General features: G+C 53.1%; 17 protein-coding genes. 5 read left to right on the top strand and 12 right to left on the bottom strand.

All coding sequences use genetic code 11. The features are described from left to right. Nucleotides 1–55: 55 nt before the first annotated feature. From EVJ22_RS08745 to EVJ22_RS08735, 3 genes are all read right to left on the bottom strand, one after another. Nucleotides 56–1,348, bottom strand: coding sequence for a DUF2252 domain-containing protein (locus EVJ22_RS08745; protein ID WP_131443733.1), 1,293 nt, complete (start codon nucleotides 1,346–1,348; stop codon nucleotides 56–58). Nucleotides 1,349–1,361: 13 nt separating this feature from the next. Continuing rightward, nucleotides 1,362–2,312, bottom strand: a complete 951-nt coding sequence (msrA, locus tag EVJ22_RS08740; protein ID WP_071398483.1) for a peptide-methionine (S)-S-oxide reductase MsrA — start codon at nucleotides 2,310–2,312, stop codon at nucleotides 1,362–1,364. 82 nt (nucleotides 2,313–2,394) lie between these two features. Continuing rightward, nucleotides 2,395–2,574 carry a hypothetical protein gene (locus tag EVJ22_RS08735; protein ID WP_016510109.1) on the bottom strand — a complete coding sequence of 60 codons (180 nt, stop codon included), beginning with the start codon at nucleotides 2,572–2,574 and terminating at the stop codon, nucleotides 2,395–2,397. Nucleotides 2,575–2,662: 88 nt separating this feature from the next. On the opposite strand from EVJ22_RS08735, the gene EVJ22_RS08730 reads away from it, so the two are divergent. The 3 genes from EVJ22_RS08730 to EVJ22_RS08720 all read left to right on the top strand — a co-directional run bounded on the left by EVJ22_RS08730 (nucleotide 2,663) and on the right by EVJ22_RS08720 (nucleotide 4,816). Beyond that, the gene (locus EVJ22_RS08730) at nucleotides 2,663–2,998 is read left to right on the top strand and encodes a hypothetical protein (protein ID WP_131443731.1); all 336 of its coding nucleotides are present in this window, start codon (nucleotides 2,663–2,665) and stop codon (nucleotides 2,996–2,998) included. Nucleotides 2,999–3,075: 77 nt separating this feature from the next. After that, nucleotides 3,076–4,146: a GGDEF domain-containing protein gene (locus EVJ22_RS08725; RefSeq protein ID WP_131443729.1), complete on the top strand. Its 1,071-nt coding sequence runs from the start codon at nucleotides 3,076–3,078 to the stop codon at nucleotides 4,144–4,146. 145 nt (nucleotides 4,147–4,291) lie between these two features. Continuing rightward, on the top strand, nucleotides 4,292–4,816 hold the full coding sequence (locus tag EVJ22_RS08720) for a hypothetical protein (RefSeq protein WP_071398486.1): 525 nt from the start codon (nucleotides 4,292–4,294) through the stop codon (nucleotides 4,814–4,816). A 262-nt stretch (nucleotides 4,817–5,078) separates the two neighbouring features. Here the strand turns inward: EVJ22_RS08720 and cydC are convergent, their stop codons facing one another. The 8 genes from cydC to arcA all read right to left on the bottom strand — a co-directional run bounded on the left by cydC (nucleotide 5,079) and on the right by arcA (nucleotide 16,759). Continuing rightward, on the bottom strand, nucleotides 5,079–6,794 hold the full coding sequence (gene cydC / locus EVJ22_RS08715) for a thiol reductant ABC exporter subunit CydC (RefSeq protein ID WP_131443727.1): 1,716 nt from the start codon (nucleotides 6,792–6,794) through the stop codon (nucleotides 5,079–5,081). After that, nucleotides 6,791–8,515: a thiol reductant ABC exporter subunit CydD gene (cydD, locus tag EVJ22_RS08710; protein WP_071398488.1), complete on the bottom strand. Its 1,725-nt coding sequence runs from the start codon at nucleotides 8,513–8,515 to the stop codon at nucleotides 6,791–6,793. The genes cydC and cydD overlap by 4 nt, the downstream gene beginning before the upstream one ends. 127 nt (nucleotides 8,516–8,642) lie before the next feature. After that, nucleotides 8,643–9,332, bottom strand: coding sequence for a Crp/Fnr family transcriptional regulator (locus EVJ22_RS08705; RefSeq protein WP_071398492.1), 690 nt, complete (start codon nucleotides 9,330–9,332; stop codon nucleotides 8,643–8,645). Between the two features lie 121 nt (nucleotides 9,333–9,453). Then, a complete protein-coding gene (locus EVJ22_RS08700; RefSeq protein WP_071398489.1) occupies nucleotides 9,454–11,796 on the bottom strand; it encodes a glycoside hydrolase family 31 protein in 2,343 nt (780 codons plus the stop codon). Nucleotides 11,797–11,977: 181 nt separating this feature from the next. Continuing rightward, nucleotides 11,978–12,940, bottom strand: coding sequence for a carbamate kinase (arcC, locus tag EVJ22_RS08695; RefSeq protein ID WP_131443725.1), 963 nt, complete (start codon nucleotides 12,938–12,940; stop codon nucleotides 11,978–11,980). Nucleotides 12,941–12,955: 15 nt separating this feature from the next. Continuing rightward, nucleotides 12,956–14,431: an arginine-ornithine antiporter gene (gene arcD / locus EVJ22_RS08690; protein ID WP_131443723.1), complete on the bottom strand. Its 1,476-nt coding sequence runs from the start codon at nucleotides 14,429–14,431 to the stop codon at nucleotides 12,956–12,958. A 53-nt stretch (nucleotides 14,432–14,484) separates the two neighbouring features. Beyond that, the gene (gene argF / locus EVJ22_RS08685) at nucleotides 14,485–15,513 is read right to left on the bottom strand and encodes an ornithine carbamoyltransferase (protein WP_071398491.1); all 1,029 of its coding nucleotides are present in this window, start codon (nucleotides 15,511–15,513) and stop codon (nucleotides 14,485–14,487) included. Nucleotides 15,514–15,529: 16 nt separating this feature from the next. Next, nucleotides 15,530–16,759 carry an arginine deiminase gene (gene arcA, locus EVJ22_RS08680; protein ID WP_070329178.1) on the bottom strand — a complete coding sequence of 410 codons (1,230 nt, stop codon included), beginning with the start codon at nucleotides 16,757–16,759 and terminating at the stop codon, nucleotides 15,530–15,532. Nucleotides 16,760–17,094: 335 nt separating this feature from the next. Between arcA and mgtE the strand changes: the two genes are divergently transcribed. Beyond that, entirely contained in the window at nucleotides 17,095–18,453 is a 1,359-nt protein-coding gene (gene mgtE / locus EVJ22_RS08675; protein ID WP_131443722.1) for a magnesium transporter, read from the top strand. A gap of 143 nt (nucleotides 18,454–18,596) precedes the next feature. Next, nucleotides 18,597–20,378, top strand: a complete 1,782-nt coding sequence (locus tag EVJ22_RS08670) for a solute:sodium symporter family transporter (protein ID WP_131443720.1) — start codon at nucleotides 18,597–18,599, stop codon at nucleotides 20,376–20,378. 38 nt (nucleotides 20,379–20,416) lie between these two features. Here the strand turns inward: EVJ22_RS08670 and EVJ22_RS08665 are convergent, their stop codons facing one another. Then, complete coding sequence (locus EVJ22_RS08665) at nucleotides 20,417–21,319, bottom strand: sensor domain-containing diguanylate cyclase (protein ID WP_071398496.1); 903 nt, start codon at nucleotides 21,317–21,319, stop codon at nucleotides 20,417–20,419. Nucleotides 21,320–21,406: the final 87 nt, after the last annotated feature.

Raw genomic sequence — 21,406 nt, 5'->3', positions numbered from 1 at the left:
TTTTCCCTCTCATTTTGAAACAAACCTGTCCCTCGCCGCAAGTGTCTTGCTCGGCTCAGTCGGATTCAGACCGTGTCTCGACCCATGATGTGAACGCCTCGAAATCGAAACGGACTTGATTGGCATAAAAACGAGCCCAGCGTGAGATTTGACGCACGAACAACGGCAGCGCGTCCCCGATGGCTTCCGCAATCTGTTCGCTCGCCTCATACTCGAGAACGTTCGCGTCCGCATCGGCCCGGGCATGGATTTTCGCCGTGATTTCGGCTTGGACTTTTAACGTTTCGATCAGCGACGACTCGTTCTTGATGTGCTTCGCCTTCACTTTCCGTTTGTAGGGTGAACGTTGTCGCACATAATACTCGTTGCCGTCGATTGTGAAGTAACCGAGATACGGGTCTTGGCTATGCACCATGGCACGTTGGGCAGCGATGACCCGCGCACCTTCATGGGATAGGCCGTCCTCGAACAACGGATGGGTCGGCAAAAACAAGGACGGGACGGCCGACTGCGCTTGCTTCATCTCTAAGATGACGTCCTCGTCATGTTCCTCATCGGCCCCCTCGATTAAGATATAGTACCGTTCGAGCCCGATCGAGGCCGTCCCGCTCTCGCGTTTGATAGCGATGTCTTTGATATCGTAGTGATCGGCGTGATGGCGATGCTCTCCCGACAACGAGTTCAAATACTCAGGCCACGCCTGTTTGATTTTCATCGCCGTCTTCTCGCTGACCGGGATTAAGTCGTCGCTCGTCGCGAAGTAACGCTCTTCGTCCCGGACCTCGGTCCGTTCCGACATGAACGCGTCTTGCTTCTTCTCTGCCTTCTTGATCACTTTTTTGATGGCTTTAGACGTATTCGCTTTCGTGAACTGCACGTCTTCGTCTTTCCCTTTCGCGTACCGTCTGATAGCGAGCGCATACGTCTCGGCGTACACTTCAATCGCTTCGTTGGAGTCGAAGCCCGATTCGGCGGCGAACAAGTCGACAGAAATGGCCATTCTAAGCACATCGAACAAATACGAACCGAGGTATGCCTCATCAAAGTCGTTCACATCATAAATGATCGTCCCGGCCCCGTCTCCGAACACCCCAAAGTTTTCAAAGTGAAGATCCCCTTGAATGAACGTCGGATAGGCCTCGCTCGTGTCGAAAGCGAGCGGCACTTTCGCAAAATCGTAATAGAACAAGTGCGAGCTTCCGCGAAAGAACGAGAACGGGCTCGTACTCATCTTGTCGTACTTTTCACGTCGCGCCGTTTCGGTCAAGTTCCGGATCGAATGATCGTAATAATCTAGAACCGTCGCGATCGTATCACGGCGAATTTGTTGTTTGACGGATGTGAACATGGCTGTCTCCCCTTCATGCGTCGAATAGATGTTTGTATTCCCCGTATCCCGCAGACTCGAGCTCTTCTTTCGGGATGAATCGGAGCGAAGCCGAATTGATACAGTAGCGTAAACCGCCGAGTTCTTTCGGACCATCGTCAAATAGGTGACCGAGGTGACTGTCGGCATGCTTCGAGCGCACTTCCGTCCGGACCATGTGGTGCGTCGTATCCATGTTCACATCGAGCCGCTTCTCTTCGATTGGCCGAGCGAAGCTTGGCCAGCCACAGTTCGACTGGAACTTGTCGCGAGAAGTGAACAGCGGCGTGCCATCGATCACATCGACGTACAACCCTTCCCGTTCTTCATCCCAATACTCGTTTTGAAACGGCGGTTCGGTCCCGTTCTCTTGCGTGACTTTGAACTGCAACGGCGTCAGACGGTCTTTCAGTTCTTGTTTTTGTTTCTTGTCGCTCCACGCCTCTTTTACGAACTTGGCGCGACCCGAGCCGACCCGGTACATCTCGTAGCGGAACGGATTTTTCTTATAGTAGTCTTGATGATAGTCCTCGGCTTCCCAAAACGTCTTGGCCGGACGGATCTCGACTTCGATCGGACGTTCGAACCGTCCCGAATTCTCGACTTCTTGCTTCGAACGTTCGGCCGCGTCCCGTTGTTCTTCCGAATGATAGAAAATGGCCGGTCGATACGATTCGCCGCGGTCGTTGAACTGTCCACCCCCGTCTGTCGGGTCGATTTGTCGCCAGTAGATCCGAAGCAGCTCATCATATGAGATGACCTCCGGGTCGAACGTCACTTCGATCGCCTCTAGATGACCCGTCGTCTCCGAGCAGACTTGTTGATAAGTCGGATTGTCGACGTGTCCACCGGTATAACCCGATATTACGCCTTCAACCCCTTCGTATTTATGAAACGGTTTGACCATGCACCAAAAACAGCCTCCCGCAAATGTAGCTTTTGCCATAATGAATCCCTCCTTACTATGTAGTGTACCCAAAAAAGCACGCCGACAACAAAAAACGAGAACTCTAAACGTGTTCTCGTCTTCAGTCTTCGACCCGGTTCATATGGCGCATCACTAAAAATAAAATCACACCGACGATCGCTGCCCCGAGTATGGTCAACACCAGGTTGTTTCGTGCCGATAATGTGTAAAAGATGGCTAACCCGATTAAGATGAGCGCGATCGGAATAAACGCTCGTTTAAAATGATCCCAATAACGCACGGACAGTCCCCCTTTGTCTCTATCATACCAAACTTTTTTGCTATTATAGAGAGGAAGATACAATCACGGCCAGAAGGAGGACCCATCCATGGATTTTGACCAGTTATGGGCGAACCGCCCGACTTTGTTGTGGGAAGACCGGCTGAACGAAGGCGACGACGTCTATACGCTGTCGGCGATCCTCGCTGTCGACGCCTCGCTTAGACGTTATACGAGCGCGTTGGTACATTCCGACGGCACAGAATCCTCGATCCTATCGGCAGTCCGCGATGTCGTCCTGCGTTTGAACGGCCTCGACGAAGAACACGACCATTTTATCGAGACGCTCGAGCGTGAAGAACTGTACGACTTCATCCGTGCTGGTGCAGCCATCGCCGGGTATGAGACCGATGAAGACATCACGGAAGAATGGCGTGAGTGGTAACAGCTTGACGATTCATCGCGATCCAAAGTTATCATACTTGAATGAATGATTTCTATCTCGTACAAGGGGACACGTGTATGCTCACCATCATCAACTCTTTTTTCATCAACCTTTGTATTCTGTTCACCCTGTTCACCATCTCGTTCTTGCCGTTTCGTAACCAGCCTCGAATTACGCCGCAGTCGTTTTTAAAGTTGCGTATCCTGCTCGGTATCCAGAGCGGTGTCATCGCCTTGATTTTGCTCGCGAACGCGCTTCATCTCGAAAAAATATTGATTGACCTTCGTGCCATCCCGATTATGCTCGCCGTTTTGTTCGGCGGTTGGGTGAGCGGTGTCGTCGCCGGTATATTGTTTCTCATCGGTCGTTTTTTCATGATAACGGATGGCGAATACGTCGGATTTTACTTAGCTATCGCGACGATGGTCGCACTCGTCTTGCCGACGAGTCTGTTGCGGCTCAAGCTCAACAACACCCGTAACACGCTCCTTGTCTTCACGACAATCAGCGTCGCCGCGTTCGGGTCGGCGCTCTACTATGCCCTCCCGCTCGAACTGTTCTATCCCATTTTATTCGTCTATATCGTTATGATCTATGTCGGGGCCTGTGCCGCTTATCGCCTGCTCCAAGAGCTGAGACGCCACTTTGAGAACGTTCAGCATCAGCAGCAACTGGCCCGTACCGACGGTTTGACCGGCATCGCCAACCGCCGTCTGTTGAACGAGGCGATGGCCAACTTGACCGTCGAGACGGGAGAGTACGCCCTCATCCTTGTCGATATCGATCACTTCAAACGCGTCAACGACACGTACGGTCATGATGTCGGGGACGACGTACTACGCGAGCTCGGCATGTTGCTCGTCACCGAGAGTGAAGACCGACATCTCGTCGGCCGCTTCGGAGGTGAAGAATTTCTGATCATCATGCGGAACGCCAAAAAGGAAGAAGTGACCCGTCTCGCCGAATCTATACGAGAAAAAGTCTCGATGTCCCCCTTTGAGACGAGTGCAGGCACGCTTCACATCACGGTCTCGCTCGGGGCCTGCCATTCGAACGATATCGAAGTCGACAGCGTCTTGAAGCATGCCGACGAAGCGTTATACCACGCAAAAGAATCTGGACGAAACCGTTTCATTTTGGCTTCATGAAGCCGATGACGTTCTCAAAACTTTACTAACTTTGACAGTTTTCCCGCTTTACTTTCAACTAGCGAATCGGTACACTAGGCTAGACTTTGATTAGACTAACTATCATTAATCATAGATTTGACTAGAAAAAGGGGAAACACATTTCATGACAGTATTGTTATCGCTATTCGGTTTGATGTTCGTGGGATCGTTCATCCTCGACTACAAACGTGGCAAGACGTTCCGACAGTCGCTCTTTGGGGGAGTCGACACAATCAAACAGAACTTACTCATCTTTTTACGCACGTCCCTTTCGATGATGATTTTCATCGGGCCGCTCCTGCTTATGTCCATGTTTGCCTTCTCAAAACTTGTGACGTTCGAGACGGTAGCCGCCTTTATGATCGCCGTGCTTAGCATCGGCTTCGCCGAACGCATCATCGGGATGATCGTCGCTCCGCTCGTTCGGACGTTTTGGCATCAACGCGGCAAACTGATGCCGCTCTATCTTGATGCCGGACTCTATGTCTTCTTGCTGTCGATTCTCATCTTGGAGTTTCTCATGAACATCCCAGGTGTCGAATTGAACGCACCGGCAGTCGCTGTATTTTACGCGTTCGCCTTGTTCTACATCCGTTATTTGTTCAGTTTGATCCGCTTTACACTTAGTAAGGGCGTCCCGTCAAACTGAATCGACTCGTACGACCTCGACCGCAGACATCCCGTCTGCGGTTTATTTTTATTTTTCTAATTGACAATGAGAATCGTTATCACTTATACTCGAGTTGTAGCTGCCACAGCTGGACGTAACCGTTCCCCAAACTTGTTACGGCCCGTGGATTCCCCTCCACGACACTCTTTTTGAAAGCATTGCGACAACCCCCATTTGTTGCACCCAGATTTGCCATAAAAAAAACGAGCGGCTCTCCGACGGAGCCGCTCGTTTTTTTCGTTCAGGCGAACACATCTTGTTCGACTTGTTTCAACTCATAAAACATGCCGCGGGCACGCATCAAGTCGTCGTATGATCCTGACTCGATGATGCGACCTGCTTCCATGACGATGATTTGGTCGAAGCGTTCGAGCCCGGTCAGACGATGGCTAACCATGACGAGTGTCGCCTCGTCCGCCTTCCGGAAGATTTCAGCGAACACATCGGATTCGGTCCGCGCGTCTAACGCCGACGTCGCTTCATCTAAAATCCAGAGCAACCCGTTCTTCAACAACGCCCGGGCGATGGCGAGCCGTTGCCGTTCCCCTCCTGACAAGTTCGCCCCTTTCTCGAGCATTGGCTCATCGAGTGCGAAACCGAGGCGGACGCTTCGCAGCGCCAGCTCCATCTCGTCATCGGAGAAGTCTCCGGCAAGGGCCAAGTTGTCTCGGACGGTACCGAAAAAGAAGTGGTTCTCTTGCATGACGACACTCGCTTGAGACCAGACCGATGTTTGTGTGACCTCATTCAAGCGCTGACCGTCGATTCGTACTTCGCCTGTCTCTGGCCTTACAAACGCGAGCAACAGTTGCAGGAGCGTCGATTTGCCAGACCCGCTCGGGCCGACGATCACGGTCTTCGATCCGCGCGGTAACGTCACATCAACTGTGTCTAGGACGGCACGGAACGTATCCGGATAGCGGTAACTTACACGTTCAAACGAAATGTCAGGCGCCGTCTGAAGCGCTATGTCGTCACGAGCCGCTTCTGCCGCCACGAGGTGATCACTTGGTTCGACGACCTCGAGCAAGCGGTTTGCCGCTTGTTTACTATCGGCGTAGTGACCCGGGAAGACCGCCATCGGTGTTACGTTCTCAAACGCGGTCAATGACATCATGACGAGCATGGCCAAGAACAGGCCGTTCAGTTCGCCATCGACGACGAGGTAGGCACCGATTGCGAGCACGCCCCACGACACGAGCAGTGACGCAGCGACGACGAGCGACGAGTTGAAGAACTGGTTCGTCACGTCTTGGCGCTGTGCGGCGGCGTAACGATCGCTTCGAGCGAGCAAGTCGTCACGGGTCTGGCCGAGCTGGTCGTGCAACAATAGATCGCGGTACCCGTACATCATCTCGGTCACCCCGCTCGACAAGTCGCCGCGCAAGGCCCGAATTTCCTGGTCATGCTTCGCTCGGATGCCGGCAAACAAGATCGGAATCAAAAAGCCGGTCACGAACACCCCGAACACGAGCCAAAGGCTGACCGTCATCGAGAAGAACGTTACGAAGAAGATCGTGCTCAAGAAGACGAGCACTAAGATGATTGGCGGATAAAACACCCGCAAAAAGTAGTTTTGAAGGCTTTCGACGTCTCCGACGACACGGGCGAGCAAGTCCCCGCTCCGGTATTTGGCGAAGATGTTCGGCACGAGCGGTTCGAGCTGGCGATAAAACCGGACGCGCAGTTCGCTTAAAATCGTGAACGTCGCCCGGTGTGACGCCAAGCGTTCGCGGTAGCGGCTCCCCGCCCGAATGACGCCGAACAGCTTGATCAGGACGACCGGCACCATGAGCGCATAGAGGGGCGGCACAAGGCCGGCCCGCGACACGAGATATCCACTCGCCGCGAACAAGGCGACAGCCGCTAGGCCCGCTGTATAACCGAAGAAGATCGAGAGGATGATATCCTTTTTCTCTTTCATCATCCATTTTGTGATCGTCCAAAGTGAGTTCATCCTCTCACCCCTTTCTGTAGCGTGAACAAGTCTTCGTAGGCCGGGACAGCCAGTAACTGTTCATGCGTCCCGCTCGCGACGAGGTTCCCCTCGTCCATGAACCAAATCGCGTCCGCTTGCTTGATCGTATGGAGACGGTGCGCGACCGTGACAAGCGTCGCGTCACGCGACAACTCCTCGATCGAGCGTCGAACGATTCTCTCGGTCATCAAATCGAGACCGGTCGTCGGTTCATCGAACAAGATGATACCTGGACGTTTCAAGAAGGCACGGGCCAGGGCGAGACGTTGCCGCTCACCACCGGACAGTCCGTAACCACCTTCTCCGAGCTCGGTATTCAACCCGTCCGGCAAATTGGCGATGACATCGACGAGGCCGGCGGCTTCAGCCGCCCGCATGATGTCGGTCTCGTCCGCCGTCTCACCGAGGGCGATATTAGCGGCGAGACTGCCGGCGAACAAATACGGGTTTTGCGAAATATACCCGATTGTCCCGTACCAAGACGTATTGGTGAACGATTCGAGCGGCTCCCCGTCGACGAGGACGCGGCCACTGTCCGGTTTCACAAGACCGGACAGCACGTTCAACACGGTCGTCTTGCCTGATCCGCTCGCGCCGACCAAGGCGACGTGTGACCGTGCCGGGATGACCCCGCTCAGCGGGTGGAGCGTGAAGCGACCCCCTTCATATTGGAACGAGACCGCATCGAGCACGAGTTCGGGCGTCCGGTTTGTTAGCGGTCTGTCTCCCCATTCGATACGATCGTCCGGGGCGTCGAGCGCCTCGAAGATGCGATCGGCCGCACCCATGCTGCCACGCCCCGTATGGAAGGCGCTGCCGAGGTCTTTGATCGCTAAATAGTATTCCGGGGCCAAGACAAGAATCAAGAAGCCGGCGAAAAACGTCAAGTTTTGCCAAACGACCATCTGGAGCGCCACTTCTAAAGCGACGACGCCAGTGCTGAGCATCGAGATGAACTCGAGCATGAGCCCTGACAAGAAAGCGGTCTTTAAGACGACCATCGTCGCATCCCTGAAGTCGAGACTGCTCTTCTCGATCGCTTGCGCTTCTTGCTCGGCACGTCCGTATAGCTTGAGTGTCGTCAATCCTTGAAGGACGTCTAAAAATTTCCCCGAGAACTGGTTCATTTTCTCCATCTGCTCTTCAGACTTCTTCTGGGTCGCGATACCGATGATGATGAAAAAGATTGGAATGAACGGCGCGGTCACCATCATGATGACACCTGAGATCCAGTGCTGACTGAAGACTACGACGAGAATGAGCAGCGGGATGATCGACGTCTGGATGACTTGGGGCCAGTACTGGCTAAAGTAAGCATCGACCTCATCGACCGCATCCATATAGACACTGACTTTCTTCCCGGACTGTCCGGATAGAGACGTCTCGATCGGATTCGATGTGTAGCGGTCGAGCAGTTGACGTCGAAGCGTCCGCTTCGCCCGCTCCGACAAGTTGGCACCGATACGTCCCGAGACATACCCGAACAAGGCACGTGCGAGCAATGCGAGCACGAGCCAACCTAGAGATGGGATGACACTTTGGAACGATTCGTTTTTTAAAAATACTCGGTCGACGACGTCGACGATCAAATAAGCCTGAGCCAAGATGGACAACCCGATCATCACCGCGGCGATGACGAGCCCGACGATATGTCCTTTCTCGGCCAAAGCGAGAGCTTGCAGTCGTTTCACTGCGTTCATCCTTTCTAAACGTGCATGACAATTTTTCTTTGTGATGATTCTCACTAATTATAACTGATGTAAGGGTCCATAGCGAACGCTTCGCTTATCGAGACGTGCAAAAAAACGCCACGAATGCAGCGTGGCGTCAGTGTGTCGCTTGTTCGAAATATTCAGGGTGCAACGTCACGAGTTGACGGGCGTCGAACTGGAGAATGTCTTCTTTTCGCAGTCGCGATAAGATGTGGGACACGGTCTCGCGCGATGTCCCCGACAGTCTCGAGATTTCAACTGTCGTGAACGGACAACGTACGCGCACACCGTCGGCTTCTTTTTCTCCGAGGTCTTCAATCAAGTAATGGATTGTATTGATCACTCGGTCGCTCGCACTCGGCGTGATGATTTCCTGAACACGGCGTTCGTGAAGGTCAAGGATTCGATTCATCTGACTGACGATATGCAAGAGCATCGTCGCATTTCTTGAGACGAGCGCTTCAAAGCGATCCGTCGGCATATAAATGACTTCAATATCGGTCAGCGCTTCCGCCGAATGTTGGTAATATGTTTCCGTCAACAGTCCCCGGTACGGAAACAGCTGCTTCGGCTTCAAGTAGTCGGTGTATTGATGGGTCGCCGTTTCATTGCACCGCTCGAGCTTCACATACCCACTGATTAAAAAGTAGACGCGCTCACGCGGGTCGCCTTCCATGAATAAAAGCTGCCCTTTGCGGTACGTCCGACAGTATACGTGCGGTAGCAAGCTCTCTAGCTCGCGGCTCGTGCATTTATTGAAGATATCGAGTTGTCTTAAATCGTCGACTATCCATTGCTGTCTCATGATCAATCCCTCGCTTCCCGAACTGTTCATCTTTCTTTTAGTATACGAGATTCAACTTACGAAAACGCTTACAAATTCCGACGGTTTTCTGACAAGACAAAAGAGGGGTTGCCCCCTCTCCTCAGTCGAGCATCAATTCCATGATCGCATCTTGCAAATCGCGTTCGAGTTCGAGCGCATGGAGATCAAACAGCCACGCTTCGAGTCTCGTCTTCGACGCCGCCATCCGGTAGAGGCGGTCTTTCAAATCGTAAGATATCTCGGCGCGGTCAATGAAGCGATATAAGCGCTCCAGTCGATGACTGTTGTTCGTCACCTCGACAGGGAGCGACACCGTCACTTCCTCATCAATTTTACCGAGTTCGAGTCGTAACGTCTGCGTCTCCGGTTTATACTCGCCCGAACCGGTCACCCCGCGTACGAGTAATGTGACGGTCCGGTCTGACGGTAAGACGGACGTGTCGCCCGTGACATGAACGTGCAGGCTGCGCTCGTCCCAGTCGAGGGTGAACGTCGTCTCGGCGTAAGCCCCGGTCTCATAAGCCCGATCGGTCCCGTTATCCTCATACAGCGTGAACCTGTTCGATGCACCTGGGAAGACGACGACTTCGAGATCGGTCGGGTTGTCGGTGTCGTTGCGTCCAGAGCGATGAGCGGCCAGCGGGACGATCGCTCCAGCTTTCGCGAACACGGCCTGCTCGTCAAGTCCACGGAATATACGGATCGACTTGTCGCCTGAGTAACGATGACCTGTAAAGAAGTCGAACCAATCGCCTTTCGGCAGCCAGACGTTCGTCGCCGCGACGTGAAGCCGCTTGTTCATCGGCTCGACGATCGGTGATACGACGAGTTCACTGCCGAAGTAGTATTCATTCGGCACGCCATACGCCGCTTCTTCGTCGGGATGATCGTAATACATCGGGAGGATGAGCGGGAGCGCATCCTGATGATTACGCCGGTTCATCGTGTACAAATACGGGATGAGTTGGTGGCGGAGTCGTAAAAACGACTTCATCGACCGTTCGGACTCGAGACCGAAGCGCCACGGCTCTTTGCCGTTAAAGATACTGAACGTCGAATGCAAGCGCATGATCGGGCTGAACACCCCGAACGCGACCCAGCGCGCGGCGAGCTCATCGTCTTTCGACCCTCGGTAATGCCCGCCGATGTCGTGGCTCCACCAACCGTAACCGATATTCGACGCCGTCGCCGTGAAGTAAGGCTGAAACGCAAGCGATGCCCAAGAGATGAGCGTATCTCCCGAGAAACCGACAGGATAGCGATGGCTGCCCGGTCCGGCATAACGCGAGAAGATCAGCGGACGATTTCCGTCCCGGGAAATATCGGCCGCATGATAATGGTTTAACATCCACATCGGGTCGAGCCCTTCCATTTTCGATGTCGACCCTTGCTGCCAATCGATCCACCAAAAATCGACGCCGTCTACCTCGTGCGGATGATGCATCTGTTCAAAATACGCTTGGATGAAGCGTTTATCAGAGAAATCGAACGGGATGCGATCTCCGTTCGACGGGTCGAGCCCCATCGCTTCGGCCATCGCCACGTATTGGTCTTCGAACGCCCGGACCCCGTCGGCTGGGTGCAAGTTCAGCGTGACGAGCAGGTTCTCTTCTTTCAACCACGTCAAGAAGCCTTTTGGGTCCGGGAACAGATTCTTGTTCCATGAGTAGCCGGTCCAGCCGCTCCCGTACTCTTCAGGAACGTCGGTGACGTGCCAGTCCATATCGATGACGCTGACCGAGAACGGGATGTCTTCCTCTTTGAACCGGCGCATGAGGCCTTTGTACTCGGTCTCGTCATAGCGCCAGTAGCGGCTCCACCAGTTGCCTAGTGCTTTTCGCGGCAACATCGGCGTCGGACCTGTCAGCTTATAAAAATCGTGAAGCGCTTGCTTGTATTCGTGCCCGTAGCCGAAGTAGTACAAATCATGGATGCCTTTTCGTCTCGGCTCGACGAAACGGTCGTCTGTCATGAGAAATGAGTCCGAGTCGTCGATGACCGCATAGCCTTGCTTGGAGACGATCCCCTCCCCGAGCTCGGTCGCTCCGTCGACATGGTCAAGCGTTCGGGCCGTCCCTTTCAGTGTCCGTTCCGGGCCGTTGAACGTGTAGCGGCTATAATACGTACTAAAGTTCCCTTTCACGTCGACGTAGAGCGTGTTCGGCGCAAACGGTCCTTTCGTATAATACAAATGAACGTGATCGGTGATGATTTGCAGTTCACTCTCGTCCTCGATGATCCGGAAGTCAGGGACGTCATAGTCCCGGTTCCACACGACTTGGGTCGGTCGGTCTTCGAACACACCGTCCTCGGCGTACTCCATCCGGATCAACTGGCTCGTCAATACTGTGAAGCGATAGCAGCTCCCTTGGACGACGGCACGTTCATCTGCAAGTGGCTTCATTTGCTGTGTGTATACGTTCTCCTGTTCAAATAGACGCATAAGTTCGAGCGTTGCCGCTCTTCGTCACATCCTTCCCCCATATTAGTGCAACCGTTTACACAGATGATGATAGCAATGTCAGGTTTGACATACAACACCCCTTCCCCTTGTTCACGGTTCAAAAACGGCCAGTCCGCGTTATGCACAAAAAAAACCGTAGACGAGATGTCTACGGCGTTGATCATTGTTGGAGCGTGGCAGCGAGCCGGACTCTCGTCCCAACGTCTCCTCGGACAGCAGCGTGCGCCTGCTCGAGCGACGTGATGACGGATACGCGTCCATGGCCTGACTCGGCAAACTGCAAGGCGGCCCGAACTTTCGGTAACATGCTGCCCGGTGCGAACTGACCTTCGGCGATATACGTCTCGAGTTGCTCGTTGGTCGTTTCGGTTAACGCGGCTTCCTCGGTTGTCCCGAAATTGACGTAGACGTGCTCGACGGCCGTCAAGATGAGCAACATGTCCGCTTCGACGAGTTCCGCGAGCTTCGCGGCGGCAAAGTCTTTATCGATGACCGCCTCGACCCCGACGTATCCGTTTGGCGTGTCGATGACGGGAATTCCGCCGCCGCCGGACGCGACGACGATGTGGCCGTTGTCGACGAGGTCACGGATGACTGAATGCTCACAAATCGCTGTCGGGTACGGACTTGGCACGACGCGGCGGTAACCGCGGCCCGCATCTTCTTTGAACACATGACCTGTCGACCGTTCGAGTGCCGTCGCTTCCGCTTCTGAATAGAAGGGACCAATCGGCTTTGTCGGGTGACTGAAGGCACTGTCGTTTGGATCGACGACACACCGCGTCACGATCGGGGCGACGGAACGTTCGAGGCCATGCGACCGAAGCGCCTTCGTGAGGGCGTTCTCGAACCAATACCCGATCATCCCTTGCGTCATCGCTCCACAGACGTCGAGCGGCATCGCCGGCGTCGCCGCACTGTCCGCGGCCGCTTGTTGCAAAATCAAGTTTCCAACTTGCGGGCCGTTCCCGTGCGTGATGATGACGTCGACGCCTTCTTCGATAAGGGCGACCAACGACTGGGCCGTCGCCTCGACGGCCCGAATTTGAGCGCCCGCCGTCGCATCTTTTCCTTGTTGAATCGCATTCCCGCCTAAGGCGATGACTACTCGTTTGTTACGCATGCTCGATTCCCCCGATCATATGACTGAGATGTTGCCTGATACAATCCGTACGACTGCCAAGATCGCGAGTCCGGTCAAGATGCCGGCCACGATCCATTCGGTTTTCGTCAACGTTTTAATTCCGTTCTCACGCTGTGCTTTAACATAGAGCAGCGTCCCTGGTGCATACAGAAGTGTCGTGAGTAGCAAATAATCGATCCCAGCCGCATAGATCAACCAGATCCCGTAAATCGAGGCGACCGCACCGATAATAAGGTCACGTGTCCGACGTTCGCCAACGTTATAGCCGAGACCGTTTTTGGCGACTTTGACTTGGTAGAACGCCGAGAACGCATACGGGATCAAGATGGCGCTCGAAGCGAGTGAGAACGCAAAGTTATAAGCAGCGTCTGAGAACAAGAAGGTGAACAGGAACAACTGAATCAAACCGTTCGTGAGCCAGAGCGCATTGGCCGGTGCGTTATTTTTATTCTCTTTCGTGAACCATTTCGGGAAGACGCCGTCTTTACCGGCGACAAATGGGATTTCCGCCGCAAGCAACGTCCATCCAAGCCAAGCACCGAGTACCGAGATGACGAGGCCCCCGTTGATCAGCATCGCGCCCCACGGTCCGACAGCCGATTCGAGCAAATACGCCATCGCCGGTTGCGAAGCGTTCGCCACGCTCTCAGGGTTCAACAATCCGAGTGACATGATCGAGATGAGCAAGTAAATGACGAGCGTGCCGAGTAAGCCGATGACGGTCGCTTTCCCGACGTCCGAGCGCTTACGGGCCCGGCCCGATAAGACGACCGCCCCTTCGACACCGATGAATACCCAAAGCGTGACGAGCATCGTCGACACGACTTGGTCTCTCACACTGCCCCATGAGAAGAAGCCTTGGCCCCAAAAGTCGAACGTGAAGTTATCGATATTGAAGAAGAACAAGGTGATGGTGATAAAGGCAAAAATCGGAACGAGTTTCGCAATCGTCGTGATGATGTTGATCATCGATGCTTCGTGGATACCTCGTAAAATCAACGAGTGTACGAGCCAGAGCATGATGGAGGCGCCGATAATCGAGGCGATGTTTTGACCACCTTCAAAGATTGGGAAAAAGTAACCGACCGAGCTGAACAATAATGTGGCGTAGGCGACGTTACCGAGCCAAGCGGATAACCAATAGCCCCACGCCGAGTTGAAGCCGACGAACTGGCCAAAGCCGGCGCGAGCGTAACTGTATACCCCGCCGTCTAGGTCAGGGCGACGCATCGTCAAGTTCTGAAAACTGAGACCGAGCGTGATAATCCCGATACCGGTAATGACCCATCCAATCAAAATAGCTCCGGCGTTCGCGCCTTGGGCCAAATCGGCCGCCAAGTTGAAGGCGCCCCCTCCAATCATCGAACCGACGACGAGGGCTGTCAGTGCACCAAGACCTAACCGTTGATCTTTTTTGCCAGGACTCGCCCCAGCCGAACCACTTGAGTCATGATCTAATTTAGTAGACATCTAACTCATCCCTTTCGTTTAGTACGAATGAGGAGGACATGCCTCCTCGTTCGTCAGCGTTCGAGCCATTCAAACGTATCGGTGAGTGTCGCCGCCATGACGGCTTTGATCGTGTGCATCCGATTTTCCGCCTGATCGAACACGTATGAATGGCGGCTGCGGAACACCTCGTCGGTCACTTCCATCTCTTTCAGACCATATTGTTCATGAATCGCTCGCCCGACCTCGGTCTCTAAATCGTGGAACGCCGGCAGGCAATGCAGAAACATGACGTCTTTATTTCCGGTCTTCTCGACCATGTCCATATTCACTTGGTACGGATGAAGGAGCTTGATCCGCTCTTCATATTCAGCTTCTTCGCCCATCGATACCCACACATCGGTATAGATGACGTCCGCATCGGCGACAGCTTCGTCGATGCTCTCCGTCAAGGTGATGCGTGCTCCCGTTTCGGTTGCGACCGAACGCGCGTAATCGACGACCTCGTCAGACGGCCAGAGCGATTTCGGCGCACAGATTCGCATGTCCATGCCGACTTTGGCACCACCAATCAACAGCGTGTTGCCCATATTGTTGCGTCCATCTCCAACGTAGACGAAACGAATGCCAGCCAAATCACCTTTTTGTTCTTTGACGGTCAAGAAGTCGGCCAAAATTTGCGTCGGATGATACAAGTCCGTCAAACCGTTCCAAACTGGGACCCCGCCATCCCGTGCAAGACCTTCCACCGTTTCGTGAGCGAAGCCACGGAATTGGATGCCGTCGAACATGCGTCCAAGCACGATTGCCGTATCACGGACCGATTCTTTTTTTCCGAACTGGATATCCGATTTCCCGAGGTATTCAGGATGCATGCCGAGGTCGATTGCCGCAACGGTGAACGCACAGCGCGTCCGTGTCGACGGTTTTTCAAACAAGAGCGCCACGTTCTTGCCTTCACAAATCCGGTGGGGAATCCCTTGTTTCTTTTGACGTTTGAACGCTGCCGACAAGTCGATCAAGTAGTTCAGTTCGTCCCGCGAAAACTCGTTAAGCGATAAGAAATGACGACCTTTCAAATCAAAGTTGAACGTTGTGGACATGTGTTTCTCCTCCTCGTTAAATATCTTCACGGATAATCGGACAACTCATACAACGTGGGCCTCCACGGCCTCGTGATAACTCACTCGACATGATTTCGATGACTTCGACCCCTTCTGAACGGAGCAGCTCGTTCGAAACATAGTTCCGGTCATACGTAACGACGACACCCGGGGCGATTGCGAGCGTGTTCGACCCATCGTTCCATTGCTCGCGCGCCGCAGCGATTGGGTCGCCCCCACCACATGGGATCAACACGATTTCCTCTAGACCGAGAGCTGATTTCAACACTTTCAACAAATCAGTGTGTTGCGTGATGTGTAGCTCACCTTCTGCGTTCAACGTCAGTTCGAAGATGTTCATCTTGCCGCCCGGTCCTTGAATGAACGGATGGATCGTGAACTTATCGTGGTCGACCATCGTGAAGACGGTATCAAGGTGCATGAACGCACGCGACTTCGGAATCTCGATGGCGATGACTTTCTTGAACGTGCCTCCGTTCGCGAGCAAGTTGAGGGCGACGCGCTCGATTCCTTGGGCGGTCGTCCGTTCCGATATCCCGATGGCGACGACTTCCTTTGATAGGACGAGTTCGTCCCCGCCTTCCATCGCGAACCGGTAATCACGATCCGACCAGATCGGGATGTCGTGCTTCGCAAAGCGCGGATGATATCTCATAATATATTGTGTGAACAGTGATTCGCGGCGACGCGCCGGTTCTTTCATGCGATTGATCGACAAGCCGTTCCCAATCGCCGCGGCCGGGTCGCGCGTAAAGTACAGGTTCGGCATCGGGTCGAGAAAGAACGGATACGTGTCCTCGATCATCTCGTGCAGATGACGGCGCTTTTCGCGCTTGATCTCGGTTTTACGGATGCCGGCCATGACCGTCTCGATCAACTGTTCGTTATCATAAGCGAGTAAATACTCTTTGAGCGTCTCGTATGATCCGTTAATATTTGATTTTGATTCCGAAAGAATGTCGGCGACGAATCGTTCACGTACGCCAGGCAGCGATAACGTCTCTGCCATCAAGTTTTCTAAATAGAGCACCTCGACGCCCCGGTTTTGCAGCACGCTCGCAAAGTAGTCGTGCTCTTTTTGAATGACCGGCAAATGTGGAATGTCGTCGAACAGGAGTCGTTCCAAATACTCCGGCGTCAAATTCTCAAGTTCGCGTCCTGGACGCTTCAATAGCACAGTCTTTAGTTCACCAATTTCTGAATACACGTGAATCGGATGTTTCAGCGTCGTATCCCGTGCGGTCAATTGATCCGTCATCGATATCATCTCGCTTCCTCCTAGTGATTCGGGTGTGTTTCTACCCTTACATTATCAACTTACCCGATTCCGAGGCGGGTAATTCCGACGTTCTGATTGTGGTCGATTCCACAAAAAAATGGATACAATATGAGTCAAATTGAATGAACAAACGGTTGTGAATCAATGAACAAGGAGAGGGCGACGGTTGGGATGTATACACGATGTATGAATTGTGAATAAAATCCATTATTTTTTCTTTTCAAATTAAGGTACGATAACGACAGGATACGAAAAATGACTTAAGAAAAGGAAGTGAGTCGATGGCCATCGAACGTACAGAACGCGCGCGTCATGAAGCCCAAGTGACAGCCCTCATCCAAAAAGGGGATCCGGTCGATTTCCGCGACGTGTTTTTAACACTTCACCCGGGTGAACAGGGCGACATCTTCATCGAACTTAACCAACCCGATCGGGCGTTTGTATACAGCGCTCTATCACCGGAAGAGTACACCGATTTATTTGAAAAATTAGAGCTCGATGAACAACAGCAGTTCATCCAAGAAATGCCGCGCCCGTATGCGGTCAGCGTCTTGAACGATATGTTCTCGGATAATGCCGCCGACCTCATGACCGAACTTCCGGACGATTTCATGAACGAACTGTTCGAGCAGATGGACGAGACCGAGGCGACCGAGGTCAAGGACTTGATGCGCTATCCGGACGATACGGCCGGCGCCATCATGACGACCGAGTTCATCGTGCTACAGGCCGACAAAACGATCGGGGCGACACTCGAAGAGTTGCGTGACCTCGGTCCTGAAGCTGAGACGATTTACTATTTATATGTAATCGATGCAGACCGACGTCTCGTCGGCGTCGTGTCGCTCCGTGACTTGATCGTTTCCCCGCTCGACCATCTCATCGCCGATATCATGGGGCGGCGGGTCGTTTCGGCCCACGTCATGGCCGATCAAGAAGACTTGGCCCGAACCGTCCAAAAGTATGACTTGCTCGCGCTCCCGGTCATCGATAGCGATGATCACTTGCTCGGCATCATCACCGTCGACGACGTCATGGACGTCATCGAACGCGAGACGACCGAAGACTTTGAAGAGCTGTCCGCAACGAAAGGCTCGTCTGACATCAACATGGGCCCGGTCGAGGCCGCGAAAAAACGTGCCCCTTGGATCATCAGCCTCATGTTCCTCGGGATGATCACCGCATCGACGATCGGTGGATTTGAAGATACGCTTGAGACGATCGTTTTGCTCGCCGTCTTCATGCCACTCGTCATGGGGTCGGCCGGAAACGCCGCCACCCAGTCGCTCGTCGTCGCCGTACGTTCGATCGCACTAGGCACGATCAACCGGAAAAATGTCGCCAAGATGATTCGCCGGGAGTTCGGAACTGGTGTCCTGCTTGGACTGGCCTGTATGGTCGTTATTTTCGGGGTCATCACGGTCCTGTACGATAGCGCCTTGATCGGCATGATCGTCGGCTTGTCGATTTTCGCCTCACTGAGCGTTGCCACGATTGTCGGTACACTCGTCCCGCTCTTGATCAACCGCCTGAAACTCGATCCGGCCGTGGCCTCGGGTCCATTCATCACGACGGTCGTGGACAATCTCGGATTGCTCATCTACTTCACTGTCGCCACTTCATTGCTTCGCTTTTTCTGACACCTGACGTTTCAGGTGTCTTTTTTCGTGTGAGCTTTGTTACGGTTTGTTTACAAAAGCGATGATGGGAAATAATTATCGTGCCAGGTGGGTAATTACGAAAAGTACTTATAGATAAGAAGTAATACAAGGAGGGATAAATCGTGACGATTCAACAAGTTATATACATATTAGTGACCGGAGCCTTATTCATGGGACTCGTCGCTTACGTATCCTATCGCATGACAAAAGGAAAAGTCGACAGCGCCGATGATTATTTCTTGGCCGGTCGCGGGCTGACCGGTCTCTTCATCGCCGGGTCGCTCCTGCTCACAAACTTATCGGCCGAGCAGTTGATCGGCTTGAACGGACAGTCGTTCGCCGGCAACATGTCGGCGATGGCATGGGAAGTGACGGCTGGGATTGCCGCCATCATCATGGCACTATTCCTACTGCCACGCTTTCTCGGCATCGGGATCACGACGATCCCTGAGTTTTTAAGTCAACGCTATGACGAGGACGTCCGGCGCTTGACCGTCCTCTTGTTCTTGTTCGGTTACATGTGCGTCACGATTCCGTCGATGCTCTATTCCGGCGGACTCGCGGTCCTTCAGCTCTTCGACGTGCCCGAACTGCTCGGGATCAGCTTTGAACAGTCACTTTGGCTCGTCATTTGGTTCATCGGCATCATCGGCGCTATCTACGCCATTTTCGGCGGCCTCCGCGCCGTCGCGGTGTCGGATACACTCAACGGCATCGGGCTCATCATCATCGGCTTCCTCGTCCCGACGCTCGGCTTTATCGCACTCGGCGACGGCAGCGTCGTCGAAGGGATGAAGACGATCGCGACGTCGAACCCTGAAAAGTTGAACGCGATCGGGTCATCGAATGACTCGGTGCCATTCCTATCCATCTTCACCGGAATGATTTTCGCGAACTTGTTCTACTGGGCATTGAATCAATATGTCATTCAACGGGCTCTTGGGGCTAAAAACCTCGCCGAAGGACAAAAAGGTGTCCTCTTCACCGGTTATTTGAAGTTGCTCGTTCCGATCTTTATGCTGCTTCCAGGCATCATCGCGTTTCACTTATACGGCACGAACATGGACAAGGCAGACCTCGCCTATCCGAGTTTGATCGCCGATTTGCTACCGACGTGGCTCATGGGCTTCTTCCTCGCCGTCTTGCTCGGCGCGGTGTTCAGTTCGTTCAACTCATTGCTGAACAGTATCGCCACACTGTTCGTGCTCGACATTTATAAACCGAAGTTCAAACCCGATGCCTCGGACAAAGATTTGATCCGGGTCAGCAAATGGTTCGGGACGTTCGTCGCGCTCGTCTCGTTCTTCGTCGCACCGAACTTGATGTACGCGCCGGACGGTCTTTGGGACTTGATTCGCCGTTTCACCGGTTTCTTCAACATCCCGATTCTCGTCGTCGTCTTGATCGGCATGCTCGTCAAGCGCGTGCCGCCGATCGCCGCTAAAATCGTCATCGGCTTCCATGTCATCACGTACTACTTCTTAGTCTGGGGTATGAAACAATGGTTTGGATTTGACCTCGGCATCAACTTCATACACATCTACGGCATCTTGTTCGTCATCGAGACGAGTATCATGTTGTTGTTCGCCAAACTGCGTCCGATGCAACAAATCAAGCCGATCCGGATCGACCTCGGTCGGGTGAAACCTTGGCGTCATGCGATCTCGACGTCAATCATCCTCATCACCTCGATGGTGTTCGTCTATTTCGTCTTCTCTCCGATCGGTCTCGCCTATGCGGACGGGATCGTCTCGGGCTGGTTCTGGCCGGCGACGCTGACATTGTTCGCCGCGACGAGCGGTCTCGTCTGGGTATCGTACCGGTACTGGCTCCCGAGATACGAGGTGTACTTGAACAACCTTGGAACGACCGAAACCAAGCTCGAAGAAAAAGCGAGCGGTTGATAATCCATCGAAAAAAGCACATTTCTCGCTGACATTCGTCAGTGGGAAATGTGCTTTTTCATCTTGCTTCTTTTTTTCTGTTCATACATTTCTCGGTCCGCTTCCTCATACAACTGAGAGAAATCCGTCAGTTGTTCATGCCACGCCGCACCGACTGAGGCAGAAATTTGTTTCGCTTCAAGCTTTGACTTGACGGCGGTGGCGAAGACAATGAATGACTCCTCATCTTGATTAGGGGCCAACACGACAAACTCGTCGCCTCCGAGCCGATAGACCCTTGTGCTCAGCTCGAGCAACCCGGAAGCCGTTTCTTGAAGTAACTTGTCCCCGGCAGAATGTCCGCGTTTGTCATTGATTCGTTTCAAGTCGTTCAAGTCGATGACAATTGCACCTACACTATCTTTTGAAAGAAGACAGACCGCTTCATTGAACGCTCGACGATTCAACACGCCGGTCAAGCTGTCGTGACGGCTTTCGTACGCTAATGTCTCTCGTTCTGCAACGGCAGCCTGAACGTTTCGAATCACACCTTGCACCGCAACGATTTCACCGTTCTCATAAATCGGCGTCGTATATTCCTCGAACCACAAATAACGGCCATCGTCTGTTCTCCATCGTTGCAAAATCGCCTCGTCGTAATCGACGTTTCCTAAAACTTTATTGACGAGAAGTTGATAGTCATCTGGGTGAACGCGACGAAAACAATCATACGGATCCTCATAATTGGTCGCTACGACCCCTTCACCTAGATAGAGGTCTAAAGATGGACTGATATACCGGAATCGAAAAATCGGTTTGACTTCAAATATGTAGATGACGTCCTTGATTCGATTTCCGAAATGCGTAAATTCCTCATCCATCCCTTTGCGAGACTGACGAATCTTTTGTATAGCAAACGTCAAAATCAGACCTACTAGCAAGCCAAATCCAAATTCAATCATTGTATTTCCTGCTCCCACTTTTTAAAATATTTGTTTATCGTATCACGAGAGAGAGATGATACCTATCACTTTTCCATTATTTAGGTT

The organism is Exiguobacterium sp. SH0S7 (assembly GCF_004337195.1).
GTDB classification, from domain to species: Bacteria; Bacillota; Bacilli; order Exiguobacteriales; family Exiguobacteriaceae; genus Exiguobacterium; species Exiguobacterium aurantiacum_A.
The sequence above is the reverse complement of the archived record's forward strand: the minus strand, read 5'-3'. Positions and strand labels throughout refer to the sequence as shown.